We start from the raw sequence: 24822 nt of genomic DNA on the forward strand, positions 1-24822 counted from the left end.
CGGAGTTTTCCACCCGCACGGCTGAGTCTTCCGTCCGTGAAACAGGTCAGCGGTGGACCGGCCGACGGTCAGAGCGGGCCGCCACCCGCGACGACCAGCGTCGGTCCACGCCGGGGGTCGAGGTCCCGCCCGATGTCGTGGGTGACGGTGCCGAAGGTCTTCGCCAGCGCCCCGGCCGCGGCCTCCGCCCGGTGCTCCGGGCACATGACGCTGATGTCGGTCGACTCGACGGAGACGGCGGCCAGCGTTACGCCAGCCGCGACCACCGCTTGGCAGAACGTCGCCGCGACCGCGGAATCCGCGCGCAGACCGATGCCCCGAACGCCGACCCGCGCCACCGCGTTCGACAGCTGAACCGGAGTGCCCGCGGCGGCCAGGGAGGCGGCTACGGCCTGCCCCCGGGGCCGGGGGACCACCAACGTCACCCCGGCCCCGGAACCGGCGACCGTCGTCGGTTCGACACCCAGTCTCGCCACTGCCGCGAACACCCGCGCCAGTGCAGCGGAACAGGTCGACAGCCCGCCGACCGTCACCGTCGATTCCGTGTGGGAGGTGTACACCTCCCACACCACCGCCCGCTCCATCAGGCTCACCTCCGGTCGGTCAGGCGGCCGAGCAGCGCGCCCAGATCCGCGACGTGCGGCGGTTTCATCACGCCGAAGTGGTCGCCCGGTACCCGGTGCACGGTCACGCCCCCCTCCGTCAACTCGCGCCACCGTGCCACGTACCCGTCGAACGCCTGACCGGCCGCCACCTCGTGCTCGCCCCGCTCGAGTTCGTCGCTCACGATCAGGTGCAGCTGTCCCGAGTACGGGGTGTGACGGTAGGCGAGGTCGAGCTCCATCACCTCGCGCCAGATCCGGACCGACCTCGGCCAGACGTCGCCGACGCCCCGGGCCGGCAGGGTGATCCCGACCGCCGGATCCACGTCGTCGACCAGATGCTCAAGGAGGGCGAGGATCTCGGTGCGACGCTCGGCGGTGTCGGCCCGGGGGTCGGCCACGATCTGCTCGACCAGCGTCTCCAGCCGCCGAATGTAGTTCAGCTCCTGCCAGCCCTCGGCCCGAGTGTGGGCGTCGAGGCCGGGGTCGAGCAGCATAAACGTGACCGTCTCACCGGCCTCGGTCAAGCGCCGCGCCATCTCGGTGGCAATGCTGCTGCCGCCACACCAGCTGAACAACCGGTACGGACCCCGCGGCTGGGCGGCCCGCAGCTCGGCCAGGTAGCGCTCGGCCATCTGCTCCGCGGTCGGAACCTCGTTGTGCGTCGCCGGCCACTCGAAAGCCGCGACCGGGATGTCGGGCGTCAGGTGGGGTACCAGCCGTAGGTACCAGTGCGCGCTGCCGCCGCCGGGGTGCACGCAGAACAGCGGGGTGGCCGAGCCGCTCCGGCGCAGCCACATCATCGCCTTGCCAGCCGGCTCGTCCGTGACCGTCGTGGCGAGAGCGGCGATCGTACGGTGCGTGATGAACGACCGGAACGTCAGCTCGATGCCGTCGCGGGCCCGTAGCGTCGCGATCACCCGCATCATCGCCAGCGAATGGCCGCCCAGTTCGAAGAAGTCGTCGTGCACTCCGACCCGGTCCACCCCCAACGCCTCGCGCCACGCCGCGGCCAGCGCCCGCTCGGTCTCGTCCGACGGCGCGACGTACGCCGAGTCCAGCTCGGGCCGGGAGCCGTCCGGTCCGGGCAGTACTGCCCGATCCACCTTGCCGGCAGGGGTCAGGGCGAAGTCCTCGACCGCGATCCAGTGCGTGGGCAGGAGGTGACCGGGCAGGCAGGCACGCAGGTACTCCCGGAGCTCCGCCGGGGTCGGCGGTACGTCAACGGCACGGGTGTAGGCGACCAGGGCGGCGTCGGTGGTGCCGGAGCGGTGTACGGCGGCGACCGCCGACGCGACCGCCGGGTGCCCGCTCAATGCCGCTTCGATCTCGCCCAGCTCGATCCGGTGGCCGCGTACCTTCACCTGGTGGTCGGTTCGGCCGTGGTACTGGATCGTGCCGTCATGGTTACGGGACACCACGTCCCCGGTCCGGTACATGCGTGCGCCGACGGGTCCGTACGGGTTCGGCACGAACCGTTCGGCGGTCAGCCCGGGACGCCCCAGGTAGCCCCGGGCAAGTCCGGCTCCGCCGACGTACAGCTCGCCGCGGACGCCCACCGCCAGTGGACGCAGATCGGGGTCGAGCACGTAGGCGGAGACGCCACCGATCGTGCTGCCGATCGACGGCGGGGCGGTCACCGTCGGCGCCACCTCGGTCAGCGTCGCGCACACCGACGTTTCGGTCGGCCCGTAGGCGTTGATGAACCGGGTCCGCCCACTCCACCGTGCGGCCTGGTCGACGGGGCACGCCTCACCGGCTGACACCAGTACCCGGAGGTGGGGAAAGTCCTCCGGCGAGAGCCGTTCCAGCAGCGACGGCGGCAACGTCATGTGTGTCACCAGCCCTGCCTGCTGGCGTAGGTCACCAGGGTCGGTACCACGGGGTGGCAGCACCAGTTCGGCGCCGTTGGTCAGCGACATCAACAGCTCCCACACCGACGCGTCAAAGCTCGGTGAGGCGAACTGCAGCACCCGGTCACCGGGGCGAACGTCGAGGTGCTCCCGTTGGGCGTGCCGGAGGTTCAGCGCACCTCGGTGCGGCACCCCCACCCCCTTGGGACGGCCGGTCGATCCGGAGGTGTAGATAACGTACGCCAGATCTTCCAGGCTGGGCGCCACCGCCGGCCGGGCGGAGGGCAGGTCCGGATGGTCAGCGACGATCTCGACGGCGGCCGTGACCCCGGTCGGAAGCGGTAGGTCCGGCTCGGTGAGCAGCAGCCCGACCTCGGCGTCAGTGATCAGGTAGCGGAGTCGGTCGGCGGGGTAGGCGGGGTCCAGCGGTAGGAACGCCGCTCCCGCCCGGAGCGTGGCGAGCATGCCGACGACCAGATCCGGGCCGCGCGTGAGGAACAGGCCCACGAGCGTGCCGGGGCCGGCACCGAGTGCCCGCAGGCGGTGTGCGAGCCGGTTGGCGGTGGCGTCCAGCTCGGCGTAGGTGAGCGTGTGGTCGGCCTGGCGCACCGCGACCGCGTCGGGAGTGGCGGTTGCCTGGTGCTCGACGAGCTGGTGCACCAACTCCCCGGTGGGGTAGTCGCGGGTGCTGTCCCCGCCGAGGTGCAGGGCGTGGTCGTGGTCGACGGGGGCGAGCGTGACGTCGGTGCTGGCATCGGGATCGAGGGACATCGCCTCGAGCACCCGCCGGTAGGTTCTGCCGAGTAGTTCCAGGTTCTCGCGACCGATCCGGCTCGGCCGCCCGCCCAGGCGCAGCAGGCCGGGAAAGGTCCACACCTCCAGCGGCAGCTCGCTCGGGCTGAAGTCATCGATCATGCCGACCGTGTCGGCCTCCCAGTCCAGGACGTGGAAATCGAGGTATCCGAAGGCGACGTCGATCAGCGGACTGCCGGGACTCCACTCCCGGCGCATGGCGGGCATCGGGTAGCGGCGGTGCGGCCACAGTTCCGCCTCGCCGGCGAACACGTCGGCGACAAGGTCGCGCCAGGTCGCGGCGGTCACGTCGGCGGCGAAGGGCACCGTGTTCAGGTACATGCCGAAAACCTCGTCGCCGCGCAGCACCTCCGGACGACCGTTGCAGACCAGGCCCCCGAAGAACTGACGCCTGCCGGTGACGATGCTGATCGCTTTCAGGTGGGCGGCATGCAGCACGCTTTTCATCGACGCCCCGGCGGACGCGGCGAGTCGACGCAGGCCGGGCGCGAGGTCGGCCCACGGCACGTCGATGATCGTGGCTTTGTCGTCCCGTCGTTCGCTGGCCCAACCGTCCGGCAGTTCCAGCTTGTCGTAGCGGCCGATCGCCGTGGCCCAGAACCCGTGGTCGGCGCTGGTCGCCAGAGCACGTTTCTCGGCGGCGACGAAGTCGGCGAAGCGGACCTCCGGTGGAGGCGCGAGGTCGGGCTGGTGGCCGGTACGGAGCCTCCGGTAGATCGAGACGAGTTCGTTGACCACGGACGTGTGGCTCCATCCGTCGAGGATGGCGTGGCACTCGGTGTGGGTGAGCCACCACTCGTCCGCACTGATCTCGTGTACGTGGTAGCGCAGCAACGGCGGCTGGGCGATGTCGAACGGACGCCCCCGTTCGGCCACGAGCCACTCGTCGACCGCGGCGCGCTGAGCGTGCGAGGCGAGACCGGTGAGGTTGGTGTGGGCCACGGGCAACTCGGCCGTGGCGTGCACCAGTTGCATCGTCTCGGAGTAGGTGGAGAGGTCGAATGAGGTGCGCAGAATCTCGTGCCGGCCCACCAGGATCTCGGTCGCGGCGCGCAGGGTGTTCAGGTCGAACGGCAGTTCGTCGTGTACCCGGTAGCAGGAGACGTTGAGGTAGACGGTGCGGTCGGGGGCGGCCAACATCTCGTAGACCATGCCGGCCTGGGTCTCGGCGAGCGGATAGGCGTCAACCAGGCCGTCCGGCAGTAGCTGTCGGTCGGCCTCGGACAGTTGGGCGAACCGTTCGACGAGGGTGTCCTCCGGACTTGCCGCTCCGGCGAGTCCGGCGAGTCCGGCGACGGTCTGGTGGGTGAACAGGTCATGCACGGCCAGCTCGACGCCGGCCGCACGGAGGGCTCCGACCACCCGGATCGCCCGCATGGAGTCCCCGCCGATGGCGAAGAACCGGTCCTCGATACCGACGCTGTCGATGTTCAGCGCATCGGCGATCGCGCCGGCGATCATGTGTTCGAGCGGGGTACGTGGCGCGACGTACCCGCCAGTCGTGGTCCGGCTGCGGTCGGGAGCCGACAGGGCGTTGCGGTCGACTTTTCCGCTGGTGGTCAGCGGTAGCGCCGGGTACGTGAGCCAGTGTGTGGGGATCATGGCCTCGGGTAGTTGCGCCCGGAGGAAGTCGGGCAGCGTCGCCAGGTCGGCGTCGCTGACCAGGTGGGCGACGAGTTGCCCGTCGTCGACGGTGACGGCGGCGGCGCGGACGGCCGGGTTCTCGGTCAGGGCGTGCTCCACCTCCCCCAACTCCACCCGAATTCCGTTGATCTTCACTTGGTGGTCGAGTCGGCCCAGGTAGTCGATCTGGCCGTCGGGCCGGTGCCGGGCGAGGTCACCCGTGCGGTACAGCCTTCCTCCCGGGGTGAAGGGGTCCGGCACGAACCGGTCGGCGGTCAGGGCAGGCCGGTGCAGGTAGCCGCGGGCGAGCTGAACACCGGCCAGCATCAACTCGCCCGGGACGCCGACCGGAACGGGCTGCAGATCCTGGTCCAGGATGTAGGCGCGGGTGTTCGCGATGGGGGTGCCGATCGTGACCGGCTCACCAGGACGACACCGCGTTGCGGTGACGTCTACGGAGGCCTCGGTGGGCCCGTAGAGGTTGTGTAGCTCGCAGCCGATCCGGTCGTGCACGGCGGCGACGAGGTCGGAGGTGAGTGCCTCACCGCTGCAGATCACGCGGCGTAGCGACGGCAGCCCGGCGAAGGGTTCGGTAAGGAACGCGCGCAGCATCGAGGGAACGAAATGCAGGGTGGTGATGCGCTCGCTGTCGATCAAACGGGCCAGGTAGGCGGGGTCGCGGTGCCCGTCCGGCCGGGCGACGACCAGGGTGGCGCCCGTGATCAGCGGCCAGAAGAGCTCCCAGACGGAGACGTCGAAGCTGGCCGGAGTCTTCTGCAACACGCGGTCGGTCGCGGCAAGCCCGTAGGCGTGCTGCATCCAGCGCAGCCGGTTGACGATGCCCCGGTGTTCCACCACGACTCCCTTGGGGCGTCCGGTGGATCCGGAGGTGTAGATCACGTACGCCGGGTGTTCGGGGCGGACCGCTACCCCCGGGTCCACCGTCGGACAGCCGGCGAGAGCGGCGAACGTGTCGGTATCGATCATCGCGGTGGCGCCGGAGTCCTCCCGCAGATAGCGCAGGCGCTCCGCCGGGTGATCGGGGTCGAGCGGCAGGTAGGCCCCGCCGGCCTTCTGCACGGCCAGCAGCGCGACGACCAACTCCAGACTCCGGGGCAGGCAGACGCCGACGACCGACTCCGGACCGACGCCGAGTGAGCGCAGGTGGTGGGCGAGTTGGTTCGACCGGGCAGCCAACTCGGCGTACGTCAGCGAACTGCCGTCGAACCGGACGGCCTCGCGCTGCGGGGTGCGCCGCACCTGGTCCGCGATGAGCCCCGGCAGGGTGGCGCCGGGCTGGTCGACGGCGGTGTCGTTCCAGCTGGTGACCACCTGCTTCCGCTCCGCCGCCGACAGCAACGCCAGCCGGCGGACCGGTGTGTCCGGGCCCGACACGATCGACTCGAGCAGGTGGGCGTAGTGCCCCGCCAACCGGCTCATGGTCTCCGGCTCAAAGAGCGCGGTCGCGTAGTTCACCCCCACCCCGAGCGTGCCGTTGGCGCGCTCGATCACCGACAACGTCAGGTCAAACTTCGCCGCGACCTCGCCGACCGGCAGGGCCGTCACCGCCAGGTCCCCGAAGGAGTGCGCCTCGGTGACCCGATCGGTCATCAAGAACATCGTCGAGAAGAGCGGGCTGCGTGACGGGTCCCGGACCGGGGCAAGCTCATCAACGATCTGTTCAAAGGGCAGCTCCTGGTGCGACTGCCCGTCCAGGACGGTTTCCCGAACCCGATCCAGAACGTCGCGAAAGGACGGCGAACCGGACAGGTCGGTCCGCAGCGCCAGGGTGTTGAGGAACAGGCCCACCAGGTCCTGGGTCTCCGGCCGTGCCCGGCCGGCCACCGGGGTGCCCACAGTGATGTCGGTCTGACCGGTGTAGCGGGTGAGAAGCACCTTGAACGCCGCCAGGAACGCCGTGAAGGGGGTGACCCCGTGGTCGCGGGCGAGCCGCCCGAACCGGGTGGCGATCGGGGCCGACACGTCGACCTGCACCAGCGCGCCCGCCCCGTCCCGTACCGGTGGGCGGGGCCGGTCGGTCGGCAGCTCCAGGGGGTTCAGCCCGGCGAGCCGCTCCCGCCAGTACGCCAGATCACCGGCCAGCGCCTGCCCGGAGGAGCGGTCCCGCTGCCACCCGGCGAAGTCCACGTACTGGACGGGCAGTTCGGCGAGCTCCGGTTCCCGGCCGGCAGACGCGGCCACGTACCGCTCTCCCAGCTCGCGCACCATCACCTCTTCCGACCAGGCGTCACCGGCGATGTGGTGCAGGGTCAGCACCAGCGCGTGGTCGTCCTCGCCGAGGCACACCAACGTTGGCCGGAAGACCGGACCGGCGGCGAGGTCGATGGTGGGCAGTTCGGTGGACAGCACCGCGTCGAGTGCGTCGAGGCCGTCTCTGCGGTGCAGCGTGACCGGGGTCGGATCGTCGATCACCTGCGCCGGTTCGCCGTTGACGTCGACGTAACGGGTCCGCAGCACCTCGTGGCGGGCAACCAAGCCGTCCAACGCCGTCTGCAGCGCGGGTCGGCACAGCTGGCCGCGGAGGCGCAGAGCGGTGGTCATCAGGTACTCGGCGCTGCCCGGTCGTAGCCGGTCGAGGATCCAGAGTCGCCGCTGAGCAGAGGAGAGTGGCAGGTGACCGTCGCGGGACACCCGGGTGAGGGCGCCTTCGGGGGAGGCGCCGGCCTGTCCGCTCAGGCGCTTGCGCAGCAGCGCGGTCCGCAGCGCCGCCCGGTCGATTGTCCTGGTCATCGTGCACCTTCTTCTTCGGCGAGCAGGGCTTCGATCTCGGTGTCGGTGAGCAGGGCGACGTCGGCCTCCACCGCCACGCCAACCTCGATCGCGAGTTCGGCGACGGTCATGGCCTCGAACAGCCGTCGCAGCGGCAGGTCGACGGCGAACGCCGTACGAATCCGGGCCAGCACCCGGGTGGCCAGCAGCGAGTGCCCGCCGAGTTCGAAGAAGTTGTCATGGACCCCGACCTGTTCCACGTCGAGCACCTCTGCCCAGATCCCGGCGAGCGCTGCCTCCGTCTCGTCACGCGGCGGGGTCAACGTGCGCTCCCCGTCGGGGGCCGACGGTGCGGGTAGCGCCTTGCGGTCGACCTTCTTGCTCGGCGTCAGCGGCAGCGCGTCGAGCGTGACCCAGCGGGCCGGCACCATGTACTCCGGTACCCGGTCGCGCAGGTGGGCCCGGAGTTCCGCGATGTCCGGCCGGGAGCGGTCACGGGGGACCACATATCCCACGAGCTGTTTCTCACCCGGCCCGATCTCGCGGACGGTGACGACACTCGCGTGCACTGCCGGGTGCTCGGCCAGGGCTGCCTCGATCTCACCCAGTTCGATGCGGAACCCCCGAACCTTGACCTGTTGGTCGATCCTGCCGATGAACTCGATCGTGCCGTCCGGCCGCCAGCGCACCAGGTCGCCGGTGCGGTACAGCCGCGCGCCGGGATCATCGGAGTGCGGATCGGGGACGAAGCGGTCAGCGGTCAGCTCCGGCCGGTTGAGGTAGCCGCGCGCCAGGCGTATCCCGCCCAGGCACAACTCACCGGGGACCCCCACGGGTGCCGGCATCAGCCCGGCGTCCAGCACGTAGCCGCGGGTGCCGGCCACCGGCCGCCCGATCGGCATCGCTGCCTCGTCCCGTTCGTCGGCGTCCAGCCCGGTGACCGGGTGTAGGACGCAGGTGACGGTCGCCTCCGTCGGACCGTAGTTGCACAGGAACCGGGCGGGTAGTCCGGTCGCGGCCCAGCGGCGGGCGTCGGCGACCGTCACCACGTCACTGCCGACGTTCATCAGCCGCAGCGCCGTCAACCTGTCGACATCGGCCTCAAGTAGCTCCCGGTAGTAGGCGGGGGTGATCTCCATGATTGTTACGCCGTGCTCGGCGAGCCGGGCCGGCAGTTCGCTCGGCGTCCAGAACACCGGATCACTGACCACCACGGTCGCGCCGGCGAGCAGAGTCGCCGCGATCTGGTCCATTGCCACGTCGAACGTCAGCGCGGACAGCAGCACCACCCGATCGTCCGGCCCGATGCCGTACGCGTCGCTGATCACTCGGCAGTGGTGGACGTAGGAACGATGCTCGATCATCACGCCCTTGGGGCGGCCCGTGGACCCCGACGTGTAGATGACATAGGCCAGGTTGTGTGGCCTCGGTGGGCTCTCCAGGTCGGTCGCCGGGGCGGTCGCGAGCTGGTCGTCGTCAACGGTCACGACCCGATGGCCCGCGAGCCGCTGGGCACCGGCCCGGGTGGTCACCACCAGGTGCGCCGCCGCGTCGGTGAGCATGAAGTCCAGTCGCTCGGTGGGATGGTCCGGGTCGAACGGGACGTACACCCCACCCGACTTGAGGGCGGCCAGCAGTACGACCACCGCGTCGGGGCCGCGTTCCAGGCACGATGCGACGACGACCTCTGGACCGACACCCAGCGACCGCAGGTGGTGGGCGAGCTGGTTGGCGCGCTCGTTGAGCTCGCGGTAGGTCACCTCCTGCTCGCCGAAGACCATGGCCACGGCATCCGGCGTCCGCTCGACCTGTCGCTCGAACAGCTCGGGCACCGTCCGGTGGCGCTCGTCCACCGGGTCGAGCAGCGGCAGCCGGGTGGACGCCGGGTCAGGCCACTCCCGCACCAGCACGTCGCGCTCGCCGTCGGACAGGACGGGGAGCGCGTTCAGCCGGGCCGTGGGGGAACCGACGATCGCGGTCAGCAGGTTCAGGTAGTGGCCGGCGAGCCGCTCGACCGTCGACCGGTCGAACAGGCCGGTCGCGTATTCGAACGTGCAGCGCAGCCGCCCCCTGGAACGCTGCTTGACCGTCAGGGTGAGGTCGAACTTGGCAACCGGCACCCCCGCGTGCACCGGCTCGATAGCGGCCTCACCGAGGGTGGTCGGGAACTGGTCCAGGTGGGCCAGCTCAAACATGATCTGGAACAGCGGGTTGCGCGACAGGTCCCGGTTGGCGGCGAGCGCGTCCACGAGGTGTTCGAACGGCACGTCCTGGTTGGCGAACCCGTCCAGGGAACTGCGGCGTACCTGGTCGAGCAGTTCGACGAAGGTGGGGTTGCCACTCAGGTCATGCCGCAGGACGAGCGTGTTCACGAAGAAACCGAGAAGTTCTTCGGTCTCCGGCCGGGTCCGGCCCGCGACCGGCGTTCCGACGGCCAGGTCGGTTCGCCCGGTGTAGCGGGCCAGCAGGACCTGGAATCCGGCAAGCAGCGTCATGAAAAGGGTGGCCCCGTGCCGACCGGCCAGCTCGTGCAGGCCTGCCGCCAGCTCATCGGGCACATCGACGGAGACGGTGCCGCCACGGGGGTCGCGCACCGCCGGCCGAGGCCGGTCAGTGGTCAGCTCCACCGGATCGAGGCCGGTGAGCCGCTCCCGCCAGTAGTCGAGCTGGTCACCCAGCTCCGCCTCGCGGCTCCGTTGCCAGGCGGCGAAGTCGGCGTACTGCACCGTCGGGGGTGCCAGTGGTGAGTCAGCGCCACCACGGACAGCCGCGTAGGCGGTCCGTAGATCCCGCATGAACAGGTCCATCGACCAGGCGTCGAAGGCCACGTGGTGCAGGCTGACAGCGACCAGGTGGTCCTCGGCCCCCCGGCGCACCACGGTGACCCGGAGCGGACGCTCCTGGGAGAGGTCGAACGGCTGGGAGCAGGAACGGTCAACGAGCGCCTGCACCGCCGCGTCGGATGCACCGGTCAGGTCAACCACCTCGAACCGTACCGGGCCGGGCGGATCGATCACCTGTACCGGACTGTCACCCGCACTGACGTAACGAGTGCGCAGCATCTCGTGCCGGGCGGCGACGGCGTCCATGGCACGGCGGAGCGCCTCGGTGTCCAGCGGCCCCCGCAGCCGCAGCGCCAGCGGGACGAGGTACTCGACGCTGCCGGGTTCGAGCTGGTCGAGGAACCACATGCGCTGCTGCGCGAAGGACAGGGGGAGTACCCCGTCCCGGGGCACCGGTGGGATCACCGGACCGTCGGCGGCGGCGACGTCGATGCGTGCGGCGACCGCGGCGACGGTGCGTGCGGCGAACAGATCGCCAACGGTCAGTTCGATGTCGAAGGTGCGGCGTAGCCTGAGCACGAACCGAATCGCGAGCAACGAGTGCCCGTAGGTGAAGAAGTCGTCCTCCGCCCCGACCCGCTCGATGCCGAGTACTTCCTCCATCAACGCCGCGACCGCCCGTTCGGTGGGCGTCCTGGGGCTGACGTGTTCGTCCGTCGGGGACGCGGGTAGCGTCCCGGGCTCCGGTAGCGCCGCGCGGTCGACCTTGCCGTTCGAGGTCAACGGCAACACGTCGAGGCCGACGTGGTTCGAGGGAATCATCGGAGCCGGCAACACCTCGGCGAGGTGCGCGGCCAGCGCCTCCAGGGAAACCGGGGTGCCGTTCGCCGGCACGGTGTAGGCGACCAGTTCGAGGTCGCCCAACTCGCCACGGCGCGCGGTCACCACGGCCTCGCCCACGTCGGGGTGGGTGCGCACGGCCGCCTCCACCTCGGCTGGTTCGACCCGTACCCCCCGAATCTTGACCTGCTCGTCCACCCGCCCGACGAACTCCAGGACCCCGTCGTCGCGCCAACGGACCAGGTCGCCGGTGCGATACCAGCGGTCCCCGGGCACCCGCGAGTACGGATTGGGACGGAACCGTTCCGCGGTCAGGTCGCCACGCCCCACGTAGCCGCGGGCCAGCCCGACGCCCGACACACACAGCTCACCCGGAACCCCGAGTGGCACGAGCTCGTCCGCGGCATCCACGACGTACGCGCGCATGTTCTGCAGCGGGGTGCCGATCGGTACGGTCTCACCCTGCTCGCCGCGGCGGAACCAGGCCGCGGTCGAGTCGATCGCGCACTCGGTCGGGCCGTACGTGTTCATTATCTCGACGTCGAGGGTGTCGAGTAGCCGTTCGCACAGGGCGATGGGTAGGGGTTCGCCTGCCGAGCAGAGCAGCCGCAGCGAGGAACAGTCTGCCAGGTGGGGCACCTCCACCAGGAGACGCAGCACCGACGGCACGAGCTGCAACACTGTCACACCGTGGGTGGTGACCGCCTCGACCATCGCGGCGGGATCCCGGTGTACGCCGGCTGGTGGCGTCACCACGGCCCCACCGGATACCAGCGGTGACAGGAACTCCCACACGGAGGCGTCGAAGCCGATCGTGGTCTTCTGCAGTACCCGGTCTTCCGGGGTCATCCCGTACCGGTGAACCGACCACAGCACCCGGTTGCGGATGCCGCCGTGGGTGATGGTGACCCCCTTGGGCCGCCCGGTGGACCCGGAGGTGTACATCACGTACGCGGCGTTGCCGGGGTGGATGACCGGCGGTACGGCGGTCGGTGCCGAGGCGATCAGGGCCTGGTCGGAATCGAGGGCGATGAGCTGCACCGTGGGCAACTGGTCCCGTAGCGCGGAGTTGGTGACGATGAGTTCCACGCCGGCGTCGGCGACCATCATCGCCAGTCGCTCGGCGGGGTGCTCGGGTGGCAGCGGCACGTACACGCCGCCGGCGGCGAGCACGGCCAGTAGGGTCGTCACCAGGTCGGCGCCGGGATGCAGCGAAACTCCGACGGGTCTTTCTGTGGTCACCCCGCGGGACAACAGATAGCTGGTCAGCGCGGTGACCCGGGCGGCTAGTTCGGCGTAGGTCAGGTCCCCGTCCGCGCCGGTTACGGCGACGGCCTCCGGAGTACGCCGGGCCTGCGCCAGGAATAGCTCGGGCAGGAGCAGCCGCGACGTGGGTACGTTCGTGTGGTTCCACTCGTGGAGGTGGTGTAGCTCTGGCTCCGCCACCAGGCTGAGGCGGGTCACCGGGCGGGTGGGCTCCGCGAGTGCGTGGGACAGCAGCCGCAGATAGTTGGCGGCCATCCGTTCGATCCGCGCCCGGTCGAACAGGGCGGTGACGTACATCAGGCGCGCGTGTACGGTCCCGTCCGGCCGCTCGGAGAGGTGGAGTGACAGGTCGAATGCGGAGTTGGTCCAGGCGGCCGGCAGCTTCGTCACCTCCAGGCCGGGCAGGCTGAGCCGGATTCGTTCGGCGTTGTGCATCGCGAAGCCCACCTGGAACACCGGGTTGCGCGACGGGTCCCGGTCGGGGGCAAGATCGTGTACCACCCGGTCGAAGGGGACGTCCTGGTGGCCGTACGCATCCAGCGTGGTTTCCCGGACGCGGGCCAGCAATTCCGCGAATGACGGTGCTCCGGCGAGATTCGTCCGTAGGACGATGGTGTTGACGAACGCGCCGATGAGCGGCTCCAACTGGACGTCGTTGCGCCCTGCCAGCGACACCCCGACGGCGACGTCGCGCTGACCGGCGTAGCGTCCGAGGAGCAGCTGAAACGCCGACAGATACACCATGAACGGGGTGGCACCGGCCGTCCGCGCGAGCAGGGTGACCTCGTTGGCGACGGCAACCGGAACAGTGAAGTCGAAGTTGTCCCCGGCGGAGTTCCAGTGCGAGGGGCGGGGACGATCGGTCGGCAGGTCCAGCGGTGCCAGCCCGGCGAGCGTGTTCCGCCAGTAGCCGAGCTGTTTACTTCGCACCTCCTCGGCGGAGGCCCACCACTCGCGCTGCCAGTCGGCGTAGTCGCCGTACTGAACGGGCAGCTCGGCCAGTCCCGCGGCGGTACCGCCGGTGAGCTCCCCGTACAGCTCGCCGAGCTCGCGGGCCAGCACGCCCCAGGACCAGCCGTCGAAGGCGATGTGGTGCACCGTGATCAGCAGCACCGAGTCGGACCGGTCGAGCCGGACCAGCGTCACCCGCCACGGCGGCTGGGTGCGGAGGTCGATCGGAGTCCGCTGGTCCAGCCGGATCCGCTGTAGCTCGGTGTCGGCGTCAGCCACTCCGGTCAGGTCGATGACCTCCACCGGCACGGCGGCCGGATCGTCAACCACCTGAAGCGCGGTGTCGTCCACGGTCTCGTACCGGGTGCGCAGCACCTCGTGGCGTTCGGACACCCGGGTGAACGCGGTCGCGAGCGCGTCGACGTCCACGGGGCCCCGTACCTGAAACGCCTCGTGCAGTAGGTACTCCGTGGCAGCTCCGGATCGCAGCTGGTCGAGGAACCACAGCTGCTCCTGTGTGAACGACAGCGAGATGCCGCCATCACCGGTTGCCATCGATCTGCCTCCCTGTGCTGGGCTCTGGTCTATGCGGTGCGGAACGGTTCGGCCATCGCGACTGCGATCTTGCGTGGTCCGGTGAACGGCTCGCGGCCGTGTGCGGCGAGCATGTTGTCGACGAGCAGGACGTCGTCGCGCTGCCAGTCGAAGCGGCGCTGGGCTGCGCGGTAGCAGTCCCGCAGGTGCGCGACCACCTCGTCGGGCACGCGCTCGCCATCGCCGTAGTAGGTGTTCGTCGGTAGGTCCACCTCGTCGAACATCTCCCGAAGGCCGGCGCACATCTCCTCGGCCAGGGTCGTCACGTGAAAGAAGGTGAGGTGGTTGAACCACACCTCCGCGCCGGTGACCGGATGCCGGTGAACGGCCTGACGTCGCCCGGTGGTGCGAAGGCCGTTGCGGCCGACCCACTCCACCTCGACGCCGTTGCCGGCGCAGTAGGCCTCGACCTCGGCGGGTTTGTCGGTATTGAACGCCTGCTGCCACGGCACGCCCAGACCGTCGGAGAAGTTGCGCACCACGGTCCAGCCACGGCGGGCGAACTCGTCGCGTACAGCCGGGTCGATCGACCGGAGGACCTGCCGGGTGTCGGCCAGCGGGGTGGCCCCGAGGGTCTCTGGTGGGGTGATGCAGTAGAAGAAGAGTGTCATGGGCCAGGTCGCCTGGTAGGAGTTCTCGTTGTGCAGGAAGATCTCCTCGCCCGGGGGATAGTCGGTTGAGGTGTAGACCCGGCCCTTGATCGTGCTACGGGGCGAGGATCGTTCGGCGTAGCTGAGTGGGGTGCCGGACACCGAGCGCACGATCTGGTCGAAGCCGTCGACACCGTCGACATCGAAGCCACGCAGCAGCACCGCGCCGTGCTCACGCAACCGTTGGCGTACCTGGTCGCGGGACGTCGCGAGAAACGACGTGGCCGTTGTCTCCGGGTCCGGTGCCGTCACGACAAACGGGAGCGCCGGCTCAGCGTCCGAGGGAGTCCGCGGAGGCTGAGGAAGAGGGCTCGTCTTCATGCTATTCAGGGTTCCTGGTGGGGCAGTCCGGCTGCAGAGAACAACTGGCAGCTCCGTTCGCATGCCTGCTGCCGGCATCTGTGCGCGTTCTTCTCTGCATCGGGCACGGGAAGGCGCGGCACGCTCTCGATGGGTCCCCGGCGTGACGTTGCCACTGGCCGGGTGTCGGCCCGACCTGTGGGCCCAGACGATCGCATCGATGGAGCGGACCGATGACCACGACCGTGCAACCCCGGCCTGGTGCGCCGGTTCCCAAGTTGCGTCACAACCGTGGCTTTTTGTTGCTCTGGAGTGGGACCGCAGTATCCCTGGTCGGCCTAACCGTATCTACGGTCGCCTATCCATTGTTGATTCTGGCGGCTACCGGATCGAAAGCCGCAGCTGGTGTCGTTGGCTTCTTTTCGCTACTTCCGGCACTGCTGTTCCAACTACCGGCCGGGGCGTTGATCGACCGGTGGGACCGACGTCGGCTGATGATCTGGTGTGACGTGGTTCGAGCGGTCGGGGCCGCGAGCGTGGTCCTCGCGTTGGCTCTCGACGAGTTGACGGTGGCGCACGTGGTGGTGGTGGGCTTCGTCGAGGGCACGATGTCGGTGTTCTTCAACCTGGCGGCACACGCCGCCGTGCCCAACATCGTGCATCCGGACCATCTGTCGGCCGCGCTGTCCCGAAACGAGGCGCGTTCCCGGGCGGCGACCATGCTCGGCACCACCCTCGGCGGTATCCTGTTCGGGCTGAGCCGCGTCATGCCGTTTCTGCTGCACGCCGTCACTCACGTGATCTCGCTGGTCACGTTGCTGTTCATCCGTGCGGACTTCCAGAGTCGACAACCAGCGCGTGCCCGGACCACCGGGCTGCTCGCCGAGGTCGGCGAAGGAATGCGCTGGTTGTGGTGCCAGCCATTCCTGCGTACGGCCGCACTACTCGTCGCCGGCAGCAACCTCCTGTTCCGTGCGCTGTTTCTTGTTGTCGTAGTGATGGCAACCGATGTCGGGGCGTCGCCGGCGGCAGTCGGGGTGTTGCTCGGGGTCGCCGGGGCCGGCGGGGTGCTCGGCTCCCTCGTTGCCGGCTGGTGTCAACGGTGGGTGCCACTGCCGGCCCTGGTGGTTGGTGCGAACTGGATCTGGGCCCTGCTGATGGGCGCGATTGTTGTCGCCGACAACCTGTACCTGCTCACCGCCGCGTATGCCGGAATGTGGTTCGTCGGCCCGCTGTGGAACGTCGCCGTCGCCACCCACCAACTTCGAATCACCCCGGATCGACTGCGGGGCCGGGTCCTTGGCGCGATGGGCCTGCTCGCCAGCGGCGCGTTGCCGATCGGCGCCCTGATCGGCGGCCTGCTGCTGGAGTGGTTCGACGCCCGCGCCGCCGCACTGGTGCTCGCCGGCTGGATGGTCCTGCTGGCCCTTGTCGCGACGTTCGTCCCCGCGCTCCGCAGGCCGGTCGTACCTGTCGAGACCACCACCGTCCCCGACGCCGAACCCGCCGTTCGTTGATCGGTCCCGTCGACCAAGGAGGAAGCTCCGTGTCCGGAGTGCTATCGACGATCGGTGCGACACCGATCGTCGAGTTGACCAAACTAGACCCCAACAGTTCGGTCCGGATCTTCGCGAAACTCGAGTCACACAACCCCGGTGGCAGCATAAAGGATCGCTCCGCCCTGGAGATGCTCCAGGAACGGATCCGGGAGGGCCAACTTGTGCCCGGAAAATCTACTGTCATCGAATCCAGCTCCGGCAACCTCGGCATTGGTCTTGCCCAGATCTGCGCCTATCACGGAATTCGTTTCATCTGTGTGGTGGACCCCAGGACCAACCGCCAGAACATAGCAATCATGCGCGCGTACGGCGCTGAGGTTGAAGTAGTGACCGACGTCGACCCAGTTTCTGGTGAGTACCTCCCAGTGCGGATTCGTCGGGTTCGTGAGCTGGTCGAGAGCATCAGGCATGCCTACTGCCCCAACCAGTACGCCAACCCACTCAACCCGCGGGCACACCACAGCACCGTGCGGGAGATCCTGGACGCACTCCCGACGCTGGACTTTGTGTTCTGTGCCACCAGCTCCTGCGGCACCCTGCGGGGCTGCGCGGAGTACCTGCGCCGTCATCAACTGCCGGCTCAGGTCGTCGCGGTCGACGCACTGGGTAGCGCGATCTTCGGGGCTCCCGTCGGGGGTCGGCTGATTCCAGGTCATGGCGCGTCGGTCCGCCCGAGCCTGTACGCCGACGGCCTCGCCGACATGGTGATCCGCGTTCACGACCTCGACGCCATCGTCGGGTGTCGCCGCCTGGCCGCCCGGGAGGCGATCCTGGCCGGTGGTTCGTCCGGGGCGGTGGTGTCGGCCCTGGACGTCATGCGCGATCGGATTCCGCCGGGCTCGACGTGCGCGCTGGTCTTTCCCGATCGGGGTGAGCGGTATCTCGACACCATTTATGACGACGATTGGGTCGCCATGCATTTCGGTGATGTAGCCCACCTGTGGAAGGAACCCGAGATGGAGGCGATGTCATGCTGATGTTGGGTAAAAGTGAGGTGAACCTGGTTCTGGACGGCGCGGAATCGGACGTGCTGGCAGCGGTTCGGGAGGCGTACGAGCTGCACGCTCTGGGGCGTACGGCGGTGCCGCACTCGGTGTTCCTACGTTTCCCGGCCGATCTGCAGAACCGCATTATCGCGCTCCCGGCCTACCTGGGAACCCGGACCCCGGTGGCCGGCGTCAAATGGGTCGCGTCCTTTCCGGGTAACCTCGGGCTGGGTCAGGACCGAGCTTCGGCATCCATGATCCTGAACTGCACGCGGACCGGGTTTCCCGAGGTGTTCATGGAGGCCGCCGCCATTTCCGCACAGCGCACCGCCGCGAGCGCCGCGCTCGCGGCGGTCACCCTGGGCTCCTCGGATCCCGAGTCGGGTGTGTCGCAGATCGGGTGCGGCCCGATCGGCTTCGAGGTGCTGCGGTACCTGCAGCTCGTGAAGCCGGAACTGGACCAGATCACCCTGTACGATCTCGACCGATCGCGGGCGGAGTCCTTCGCCGCCCGGGTGAACGCGAGGTGGCCGAGACTCAAGGTGGAGGTCGCCGCGCGGGTCGAGGAGGCTCTCGCCGCGCACCCGCTCGTCACATTGGCGACCACCGCGAGCGTGCCACACCTCGCTGGGGAACACTTGCGCCCCGGCGCGTTGGTCCTGCACCTGTCGCTGCGTGACCTCAGCGCCGAGACGATCCAGACCAGTGTCAACATCGTGGACGACGCGGACCACGTGTGCCGCGCCGCCACCTCGCTGCACCTCGCCGAGCAGCAGTCCGGCGGGCGTGACTTCATCGCTGCCTCACTCGGCGAGCTCCTCGTGGCCGGCGATCGCTACCTCCGCGACGACAGCTCGCTGACGGTCTTCTCTCCGTTCGGCCTGGGCTGCCTGGATCTGGCCGTGGCGGCGATGGTCCGGCGGAAAGCCGAGGAGCGTGGCCTGGGCACGACCCTGCCGGGCTTCATGTCCGTGGGGGAGGACTGACGCACGGACGCCATCCCCTACTGCCATTGACCGCTCCCAGGCGACGACCGTCGGGTCGCCCGGCCACTGCTCTCCTCGGCCGGTGGGAACGGTGGTGGCCGGCGACCCACTCGGGTCGCCGGCCACCGACTTACTCAGATGCCGCTTGCTTTCGTGCAGTCCGACGACGGTTCCAGGCTGAAGTCGAGGGTTGCGACGAACCCTGCCTCAACCTTGGTGCGGTCGAACTCCGGAACCCAACCGTCCTTGGCGACGATCACGTCGTAGCGGCCCTTGGGCAGCCAGACCGTGTACGTGCCGGAGTTGTCCGCCATCAGGGTGTAGCCGGCGCCGCTGCCGGTCGCGTTCACCCGGACGGTGGCCGGTACGCCGACCGTCTCCCCGCCGCAGGTAACCCCGGTGACCGTGCCCTGGAGCTTGCCCCAGCTCTTCGGCGGAGACACGTTCATCTCCACCTTCACCGGCGCGGTCGGGTACGGCACGTCGGCCGCGAAGGCCAGCTCGCCGCTGTAGCGACCGGGCTGCTCAACCCCGGCCTCAGCGGTGGCCGTGAGGGTCAGCTGCACCTTGCGGGACTCGCCCGGCTCCAGGGTGAAGCTGGCCGGTGCGGTGCTCAGCCACGGCAGCTCCGTCTCCTGGACGCACAACTCCAGCCCGCTGAGCTGTTCGACCTCCGCCGTTCCGATGAACGGGTCAAATGAGCCGCCGATCCGGTAGGCCCCACACGCGCCGGCCCCCCGGTACCGGGCGAACTCGGCGTTCGGCAGGTCCTGCCAGGTTCCGGCCGCCGGGTCGTAGGCGATCGTCTGGTTCGTCACCGTGGAGGAGCCGTCGGTGACCCCGCCGGCCAGCACGAGCATCCCGCCGGCCGCGGCGGACGACGAACCCCACAGGTCCAGCGGCATGTCCGCGATCGGAGTCCAGGTGTCCGTCCCCGGGTCGTACTTGTGGGCGGCGGTGTCGGCGCCCGAGCCACCGGCGCAGTACATCTGGGTGCCGAGGCCACCGCAGCTCATCCAGGAGACCTGCTGCGGGTAGGGGGCAACGGTGGCGAAGGTCGCGGCCCTCGGGTCGAACACCACCGTGTCGTCGGTCGCGGTGCAGCTCGAGTTGGCGCAGCCACCCACCAGGTAGATCTTGCCGTCGACGACGGCGGTTCCGGGGGCAGCGGTCGGCGCGGGGTTGGTGACCCCGTCCAGAGTGCTCCAGGTTTCACTGGCCGGATCGAAGACATTAACCGTGGCGTCCGGGTCGATGTTGTTGCCCCACCCGCCGGTCACGTAGATCTTGCCGCCGACCGCCGCGACGCCCGGCTTCGACCGGGAGGTGGGTAGCGGCGGCAGCTCCGACCAGGAATCGGTGCCCGGGTCGTAGACCCAGGTCGCGCGTTCGTTGCCGGTGGCGCTACCGCCGCCGATCGAATACACCTTGCCGTCCAGGATGGCGGCGGAGTTGTCGAAGGCATTCGATGGGAGGTCCGTGACCCGGGTCCAGCTGTTGTCCGTCGACTCTTCGGCCTCGGCCGGTGCTCCACCGAACGTGGTCCCGGTCCGGGCCGTGCTGATGCCCTTCACCGTGACCTCGCGCAGCGGGGCCCCCGGTGCCTCCAACAGATCAAACGCGCCGGACCGTTCCAACACCTCGACGTCGGCCGGGGCGGTGCCGGTGTTCTTCACCGTCACCTGGGTGCTCCGGGTGCTGCCGTACGGCTGGTGTGACTCCACCTCGGTCGGGGTGACCGTGAGCTTTCCGGCGGCGAGCGCGAAGTCGGCCCGTCGCACCTCGTCGGCGACGACCGTCACGTCCTGGGTGGCCACCGGGTACGGTGCCCGCTCCGCGGTGAACGGGTGCGTTCCGGTGAGGCTGGAGAAGAGCCAGTAGAAACCGCCCGACTCCGCCGGGTCGTCCGTGCCGGCCGAGACAGCGTTATCTTCGGGCTGATCCACGCTGGTCACCGTGACGCCGTTGAGGGCCGTGTCGGTGTTCTGGTCGCTGGTCGTGCCGACCACCAGGCCACCGGGCACCGGGGTGCAGTTCCGGTTGGCCAGCATGACATCGTCGACCTGCCACCACCAGTCGAAGGAACCGGCGAAGCGGAACCGCACCTGGGCCTCCGATGCGCCGGCTGCCGGCGTCAACGGCACCTCCTCGACCCGCGGCCCGCGCAGGCTGCTGGTCTGGTGCCAGACGTTGGTCCAGGTCTCGCCGCCGTCGGTGGTGACGTCGATGTCGGCGCTGTCGGTGACGCCGATTGCCCGCCAGTCGGTGTTGAACCGCAGCACCGGCGCGGGGGTCCCGGAGAGATCCACCGTCGGGCTCACCAGGTCGGTGTCCTGACTGTTGCCGAGGCCGAGCTCGTCGCTGTCGACGATTGCGAAGCCGCCGCTGCCGCCGGTCAGGTTGCCCCGTTCGCCGAGGTCTTCGAAGGTCCAACCGCCCTCGTCGGTGCGGTTGACCACCGACCAGCCTTCCGGCGTGCTGCTGTCGGCGAAGTCCTCGGTCAGGAGCGGGTCGTCGTAGCTGGCGTTGTAGCCGGCCGCCGTGCAGGATTCCGCGACCCGAACGGCCATGTCGACGGTGGTGGCATCGCTACCGACCGGTACCTCCCGGGTCACCGTCCGGTAGTCCGGGTACTGCGGGGTGGCGGTGATCGAGTAGGTGTTGTCGCCGGCCACGGTGGCCGACCACTCTCCCGTTACCGGGTCGGTGAAGACCGGGTCACCCGGCTTGCCGGCGATGTCGATCTTCGCGTAGAGCGGCCAGCCGTGTCCGGAGCCGTCGGTAACCTGACCGCCCACCGTGACCATGGGGCTCTCGACGAGCGCGAAGTCCCGGGTCACCGCCCCGCCCTCGTCCACGGTGAAGGTGTCCGACTGCGACTCGTAGCCGTACAGGGTGGCCGTCACCGTGGTCTCACCGGCCGGAACGGTCAGCGAGTACCGGCCGTCGGTGCCGGTGGTGGTGTCGCGGGTGCCGTCGTCGATGGTCACCCCGGCGAGCGGCTCGCCGTCCTCGGCTGCGGTCACGGTGCCGGTGACCCGCCCGACCGGGCCGCGGGGGGCCTCGTTGACCGACGCGTACGCGTCGAGCCGGCCTTCGCCGAAGACGTTGTTGTCGGCCGCGGTCCCGCCGCAGGTGGTGTCATCGACATCGCGGGCGGTACGGTCCAGCAGCGCCTCGGTCGCCGGCAGGTCCCCGCGGAGGCTGGGGGCGACCGACCAGATCAGAGCGGCCGTGGCGGCGACGTGCGGGGCTGCCATCGAGGTGCCGCTGAACGCGGCGTATCCGCCGCCGGCGACGCTGGAGCGCACGGCCACCCCCGGCGCGGCGATGTTCGGTTTGATCAGCTCGGTGCCGGAGCCACGGCTGGAGAAGCCGGCGATGGCGCCGTTCGAGCCGTACGCGCCGACGGCGTACGAGCTCTCGTAGTCCCCGGGGGAACCGGCGGTGCCGCAGCTCGGGCCGCTGTTGCCGTTGGAGAAGACCGGGAGGATCCCGGCGGCCCGCCACGCGTCGACGGTCTGCTGGTACCAGGGGTTGTTGCCGCCGCCGCCCCACGAGTTGTTGACGATGTCGGGGCGCAGCTCCGGGCGGGGGTTCTCGCCGTTGGCGTCGGTCGGGGCCAGGATCCACTGGCCGGAGGCGAGGAGCGCGGCGTCCGAGCAGGTCCTGGCTTCGCAGCCCTTCGCCGCTATCCACCGGGCACCCGGTGCGACACCGATCTGGTTGTCGGCCCCGTCGTCACCGACCATCGTGCCCATCGTGTGCGTGCCGTGGTCGTTGTTGTCGCAGGGTTCCGAGTCGGAGCAGACGCCCGTCGGGTCGAACCAGTTGTAGGCGTGGTCGAAGCTGCCGCCGCCGAGGTTGCCCCGGTAGGAGTTGACGAGGGCGGGGTGGTCGTACTGCACGCCGGTGTCGATGTTGGCGATCACGATGCCTTCGCCGCGGTCGCCGAACTCGTCCCACACCTGGGGGGCGCCGATTTCGGCGACGCCCCACTCGACGGCGTCGGTACGGGCCTCGGCCTCGGCGGGCGTCGGCTCGACCAGCTGGCGGCTGCCGACCGGCTCGATCCGTTCGACCTCGGGCCGGTTCGCGATCTCGTCGATCAGGGCCCGGTCACCGTGGACCTGGATGGCGTTGGCGATCCAGTATGAGGTGTGCTCCGCCTTCCGTGCCTCGAGCAGCCGCAGCAGGTCGGCTTGGGTGCGTTCGGCGGTGTTGGTCAGGAGTTGGTGGACCGCGAGGGCCCGGTCGTCGGGCTCTTGCAGGGTCGCGGTGCTGGCGAGCGGTGCGGTCTCCCGTAGGAAGACCAGGAAACTGGTGCTGTCGCTGGTCTCCAGCAGCTCGGACGCGACGGTTGCCCGCTCTGCTGCGCCGGGCGGCGACGCGGCGAGCGCCGGCTGGGCGCTCAACCCCAACACCAGCGCCCCGAACGCGACGGCCAGACGCCCCAGGCGTGACCGCGCGGATGGTCGTACGAACACGTGTCCTCCCCACGTCCGCGGGCCCGGGCTGTTCCGAGCCCGCGCCAGCCATGCTCGTGAAAACACCGACGCTGATCAATAAATTGTCTCGGTCAGTATTCGATCAGTGACTGGGCGCGCTTCTGGCCGTACGCTGACTCGGTGTTCAGCCGGACATCATCTCGACGGGGTGATGCCCGTCGGGTCAACGCGGGTGCCTGGGGAGGCGGCGTGTCTGAGCGGAAGGGTCCGATCGTGGTCTGTGTGAGTCCCGACATGGCAGTGCGCGAGCGCGTGCTGCGTCGCCTCGACGGGGTGGGGCCGGTGTTGAGCTGTGCTGATCTCGCGGAGCTGCGGGCGATGCTCTTTCCTGAACCACCCGTCACCGAAGAGCGGGGCACCGGTCCACCAGAGACCCCGGTCCGCTACGGCGAGCTGGTGGTGGACCCGCCGGGGCACCTGGTCACCTGGCGGGGACGCCCACTGGCGCTGACCCGTACCGAACGGCGGTTGTTGACCCGGTTGGTGACCCCGCCGGTCCGGCTCTGGAGCTACGAGCGACTCTTCGCCGCGGTCTGGGGCGGCGCCTACCTCGGCGACACCGCGATCCTGCACTCGGCGGTCAAGCGGCTCCGGTGCAAGCTGCGTCTGCTCTCCGGCGGCCCACGGGTGCTGACCGTGCGCGGGGTCGGCTACCGGCTCGTCCTGGGCCCCGACGACTCGGGCGGATAGTGCGGCCGTCCCGGCGGCGGCTGACCCCGGTCCGGGACATGACACGATGGCGCGGTGAGCGCCGTCCATCCGGGGTACGCCCCGCCCTCCGGGCCTGATCGCCCGCCGCCGGGATGGTGGGTCCGGCGCTGGCTACTCGTGGGCACGGCGGCCTGGGCGGTGCTGCTGGCCGGGCTGGCCTGGTGGTCGGCCCGCACCGACGAGCCGACAGTGCGGGAGCAGCGCACGATCGAGCAGGCGGCGCCGGTGGTCAACGCGGCGGTCGGCCAGCTCGTCGCGGCGCTCGACGGCACGGCGTGGGCGATGACCCCGTCCCGCGTGGAGCGGGGCTGCCGGGTCACCCCGGTCAGCACGGGCGCCGAACTGACCCGCGGGATCGGCGTCCTGGTCGCCGAGGGAGGCGAGCGCGAGCTGCTCCGCCAGGTCGCCGACGCGCTGCCGGCGCGATGGCGGGCCGGGGTGCGGGACGCCGCCGAGGGTCCGCTGCTGCGCGCCGACGCCGGTGAGTTCGTCCTGGTCGAGGGGGAGTCGACGAGTCCGGGTCGGGTTCGGTTCGCGGTGCTGACCGGCTGTCGCCCGACCGATGCCGCGTCCGGCGATCTGCTGCTGGGGAACCCGCCCGAACCAGCGCTCCGTGCCGCGCTGCAGGCGCTGGGCCGTCCGGTGCCGGAGCAGGTGGATCAGATTTGGACATCGTGTCCCGGCGGCGCGAAGGCCCGGACCGAGCGGGTGGCGGCCGGCCCCGAGCCGGCATCACTGAGCGCCCTGGCCCCGTTGGCCGCCGCCGGCACCGTTGTGGTCGACACCCCCGAGGTGTACGCGTACCGGAGCGGCACCGACCTGGTCATCGCCGACGCGACCGGCGACCAGCTGCACCTGATGCTCTCCACCGGCTGCGCGGACTGAACCCTCCCGGCCGGTCCGCCGGCGCAGACCAGCCCGTCCTGATAACCGAGTGACCAGCCCGTCCTAGACGATCTATTCCGAGGGATCAGTGGTCGTAAGCGATGAGGGAGCGCATGACGGGTTGGCCGGTGGTCCAGTTGTGCCAGATCGCGGCGGTCATCGCGAGGATGCGTTGTGCGACG

General features: G+C 69.8%; 10 protein-coding genes. 5 read left to right on the forward strand and 5 right to left on the reverse strand.

Features of this window, described 5'->3' with window-relative positions:
• Positions 1-68: 68 nt before the first annotated feature.
• From H0524_RS14135 to H0524_RS14150, 4 genes are read right to left on the reverse strand one after another with little or no spacing between them, the layout of a single operon-like run.
• Positions 69-584 carry a hypothetical protein gene (locus H0524_RS14135; RefSeq protein WP_180199042.1) on the reverse strand — a complete coding sequence of 172 codons (516 nt, stop codon included), beginning with the start codon at positions 582-584 and terminating at the stop codon, positions 69-71.
• Positions 585-589: 5 nt separating this feature from the next.
• On the reverse strand, positions 590-7642 hold the full coding sequence (locus tag H0524_RS14140; RefSeq protein ID WP_180199043.1) for a non-ribosomal peptide synthetase: 7053 nt from the start codon (positions 7640-7642) through the stop codon (positions 590-592).
• The gene (locus tag H0524_RS14145; RefSeq protein ID WP_180199044.1) at positions 7639-14016 is read right to left on the reverse strand and encodes a non-ribosomal peptide synthetase; all 6378 of its coding nucleotides are present in this window, start codon (positions 14014-14016) and stop codon (positions 7639-7641) included. The genes H0524_RS14140 and H0524_RS14145 overlap by 4 nt, the downstream gene beginning before the upstream one ends.
• Before the next feature lie 29 nt (positions 14017-14045).
• Complete coding sequence (locus H0524_RS14150; protein WP_180199045.1) at positions 14046-15026, reverse strand: TauD/TfdA family dioxygenase; 981 nt, start codon at positions 15024-15026, stop codon at positions 14046-14048.
• Between the two features lie 212 nt (positions 15027-15238).
• On the opposite strand from H0524_RS14150, the gene H0524_RS14155 reads away from it, so the two are divergent.
• Genes H0524_RS14155 through sbnB form a run of 3 tightly spaced genes read left to right on the forward strand, consistent with a single transcriptional unit; the run spans position 15239 to position 18536 of the window.
• A complete protein-coding gene (locus tag H0524_RS14155) occupies positions 15239-16522 on the forward strand; it encodes an MFS transporter (protein ID WP_180199046.1) in 1284 nt (427 codons plus the stop codon).
• Complete coding sequence (gene sbnA / locus H0524_RS14160; RefSeq protein WP_180199047.1) at positions 16519-17541, forward strand: 2,3-diaminopropionate biosynthesis protein SbnA; 1023 nt, start codon at positions 16519-16521, stop codon at positions 17539-17541. The genes H0524_RS14155 and sbnA overlap by 4 nt, the downstream gene beginning before the upstream one ends.
• Positions 17535-18536, forward strand: coding sequence for a 2,3-diaminopropionate biosynthesis protein SbnB (gene sbnB, locus H0524_RS14165; protein WP_180199048.1), 1002 nt, complete (start codon positions 17535-17537; stop codon positions 18534-18536). The genes sbnA and sbnB overlap by 7 nt, the downstream gene beginning before the upstream one ends.
• A 134-nt stretch (positions 18537-18670) precedes the next feature.
• Here the strand turns inward: sbnB and H0524_RS14170 are convergent, their stop codons facing one another.
• A complete protein-coding gene (locus H0524_RS14170; protein WP_180199049.1) occupies positions 18671-23023 on the reverse strand; it encodes a S8 family serine peptidase in 4353 nt (1450 codons plus the stop codon).
• A 255-nt stretch (positions 23024-23278) separates the two neighbouring features.
• Between H0524_RS14170 and H0524_RS14175 the strand changes: the two genes are divergently transcribed.
• Both H0524_RS14175 and H0524_RS14180 read left to right on the forward strand, forming a co-directional pair.
• Entirely contained in the window at positions 23279-23734 is a 456-nt protein-coding gene (locus H0524_RS14175; protein ID WP_018726437.1) for a winged helix-turn-helix domain-containing protein, read from the forward strand.
• 54 nt (positions 23735-23788) lie between these two features.
• Positions 23789-24640 carry a hypothetical protein gene (locus tag H0524_RS14180; RefSeq protein ID WP_180199050.1) on the forward strand — a complete coding sequence of 284 codons (852 nt, stop codon included), beginning with the start codon at positions 23789-23791 and terminating at the stop codon, positions 24638-24640.
• Positions 24641-24822: the final 182 nt, after the last annotated feature.

This window comes from Salinispora sp. H7-4, assembly GCF_013416675.1.
GTDB lineage: Bacteria > Actinomycetota > Actinomycetes > Mycobacteriales > Micromonosporaceae > Micromonospora > Micromonospora vitiensis.

Coding starts and splice junctions, on each gene's coding strand:
- H0524_RS14150 (WP_180199045.1), bottom strand. CDS start 15,026: ATGAAGACGAGCCCTCTTCCTCAGCCTCCGCGGACTCCCTCGGACGCT.
- sbnB (WP_180199048.1), top strand. CDS start 17,535: ATGCTGATGTTGGGTAAAAGTGAGGTGAACCTGGTTCTGGACGGCGCG.
- H0524_RS14145 (WP_180199044.1), bottom strand. CDS start 14,016: ATGGCAACCGGTGATGGCGGCATCTCGCTGTCGTTCACACAGGAGCAG.
- H0524_RS14140 (WP_180199043.1), bottom strand. CDS start 7,642: ATGACCAGGACAATCGACCGGGCGGCGCTGCGGACCGCGCTGCTGCGC.
- H0524_RS14135 (WP_180199042.1), bottom strand. CDS start 584: ATGGAGCGGGCGGTGGTGTGGGAGGTGTACACCTCCCACACGGAATCG.
- H0524_RS14175 (WP_018726437.1), top strand. CDS start 23,279: ATGGCAGTGCGCGAGCGCGTGCTGCGTCGCCTCGACGGGGTGGGGCCG.
- H0524_RS14155 (WP_180199046.1), top strand. CDS start 15,239: ATGACCACGACCGTGCAACCCCGGCCTGGTGCGCCGGTTCCCAAGTTG.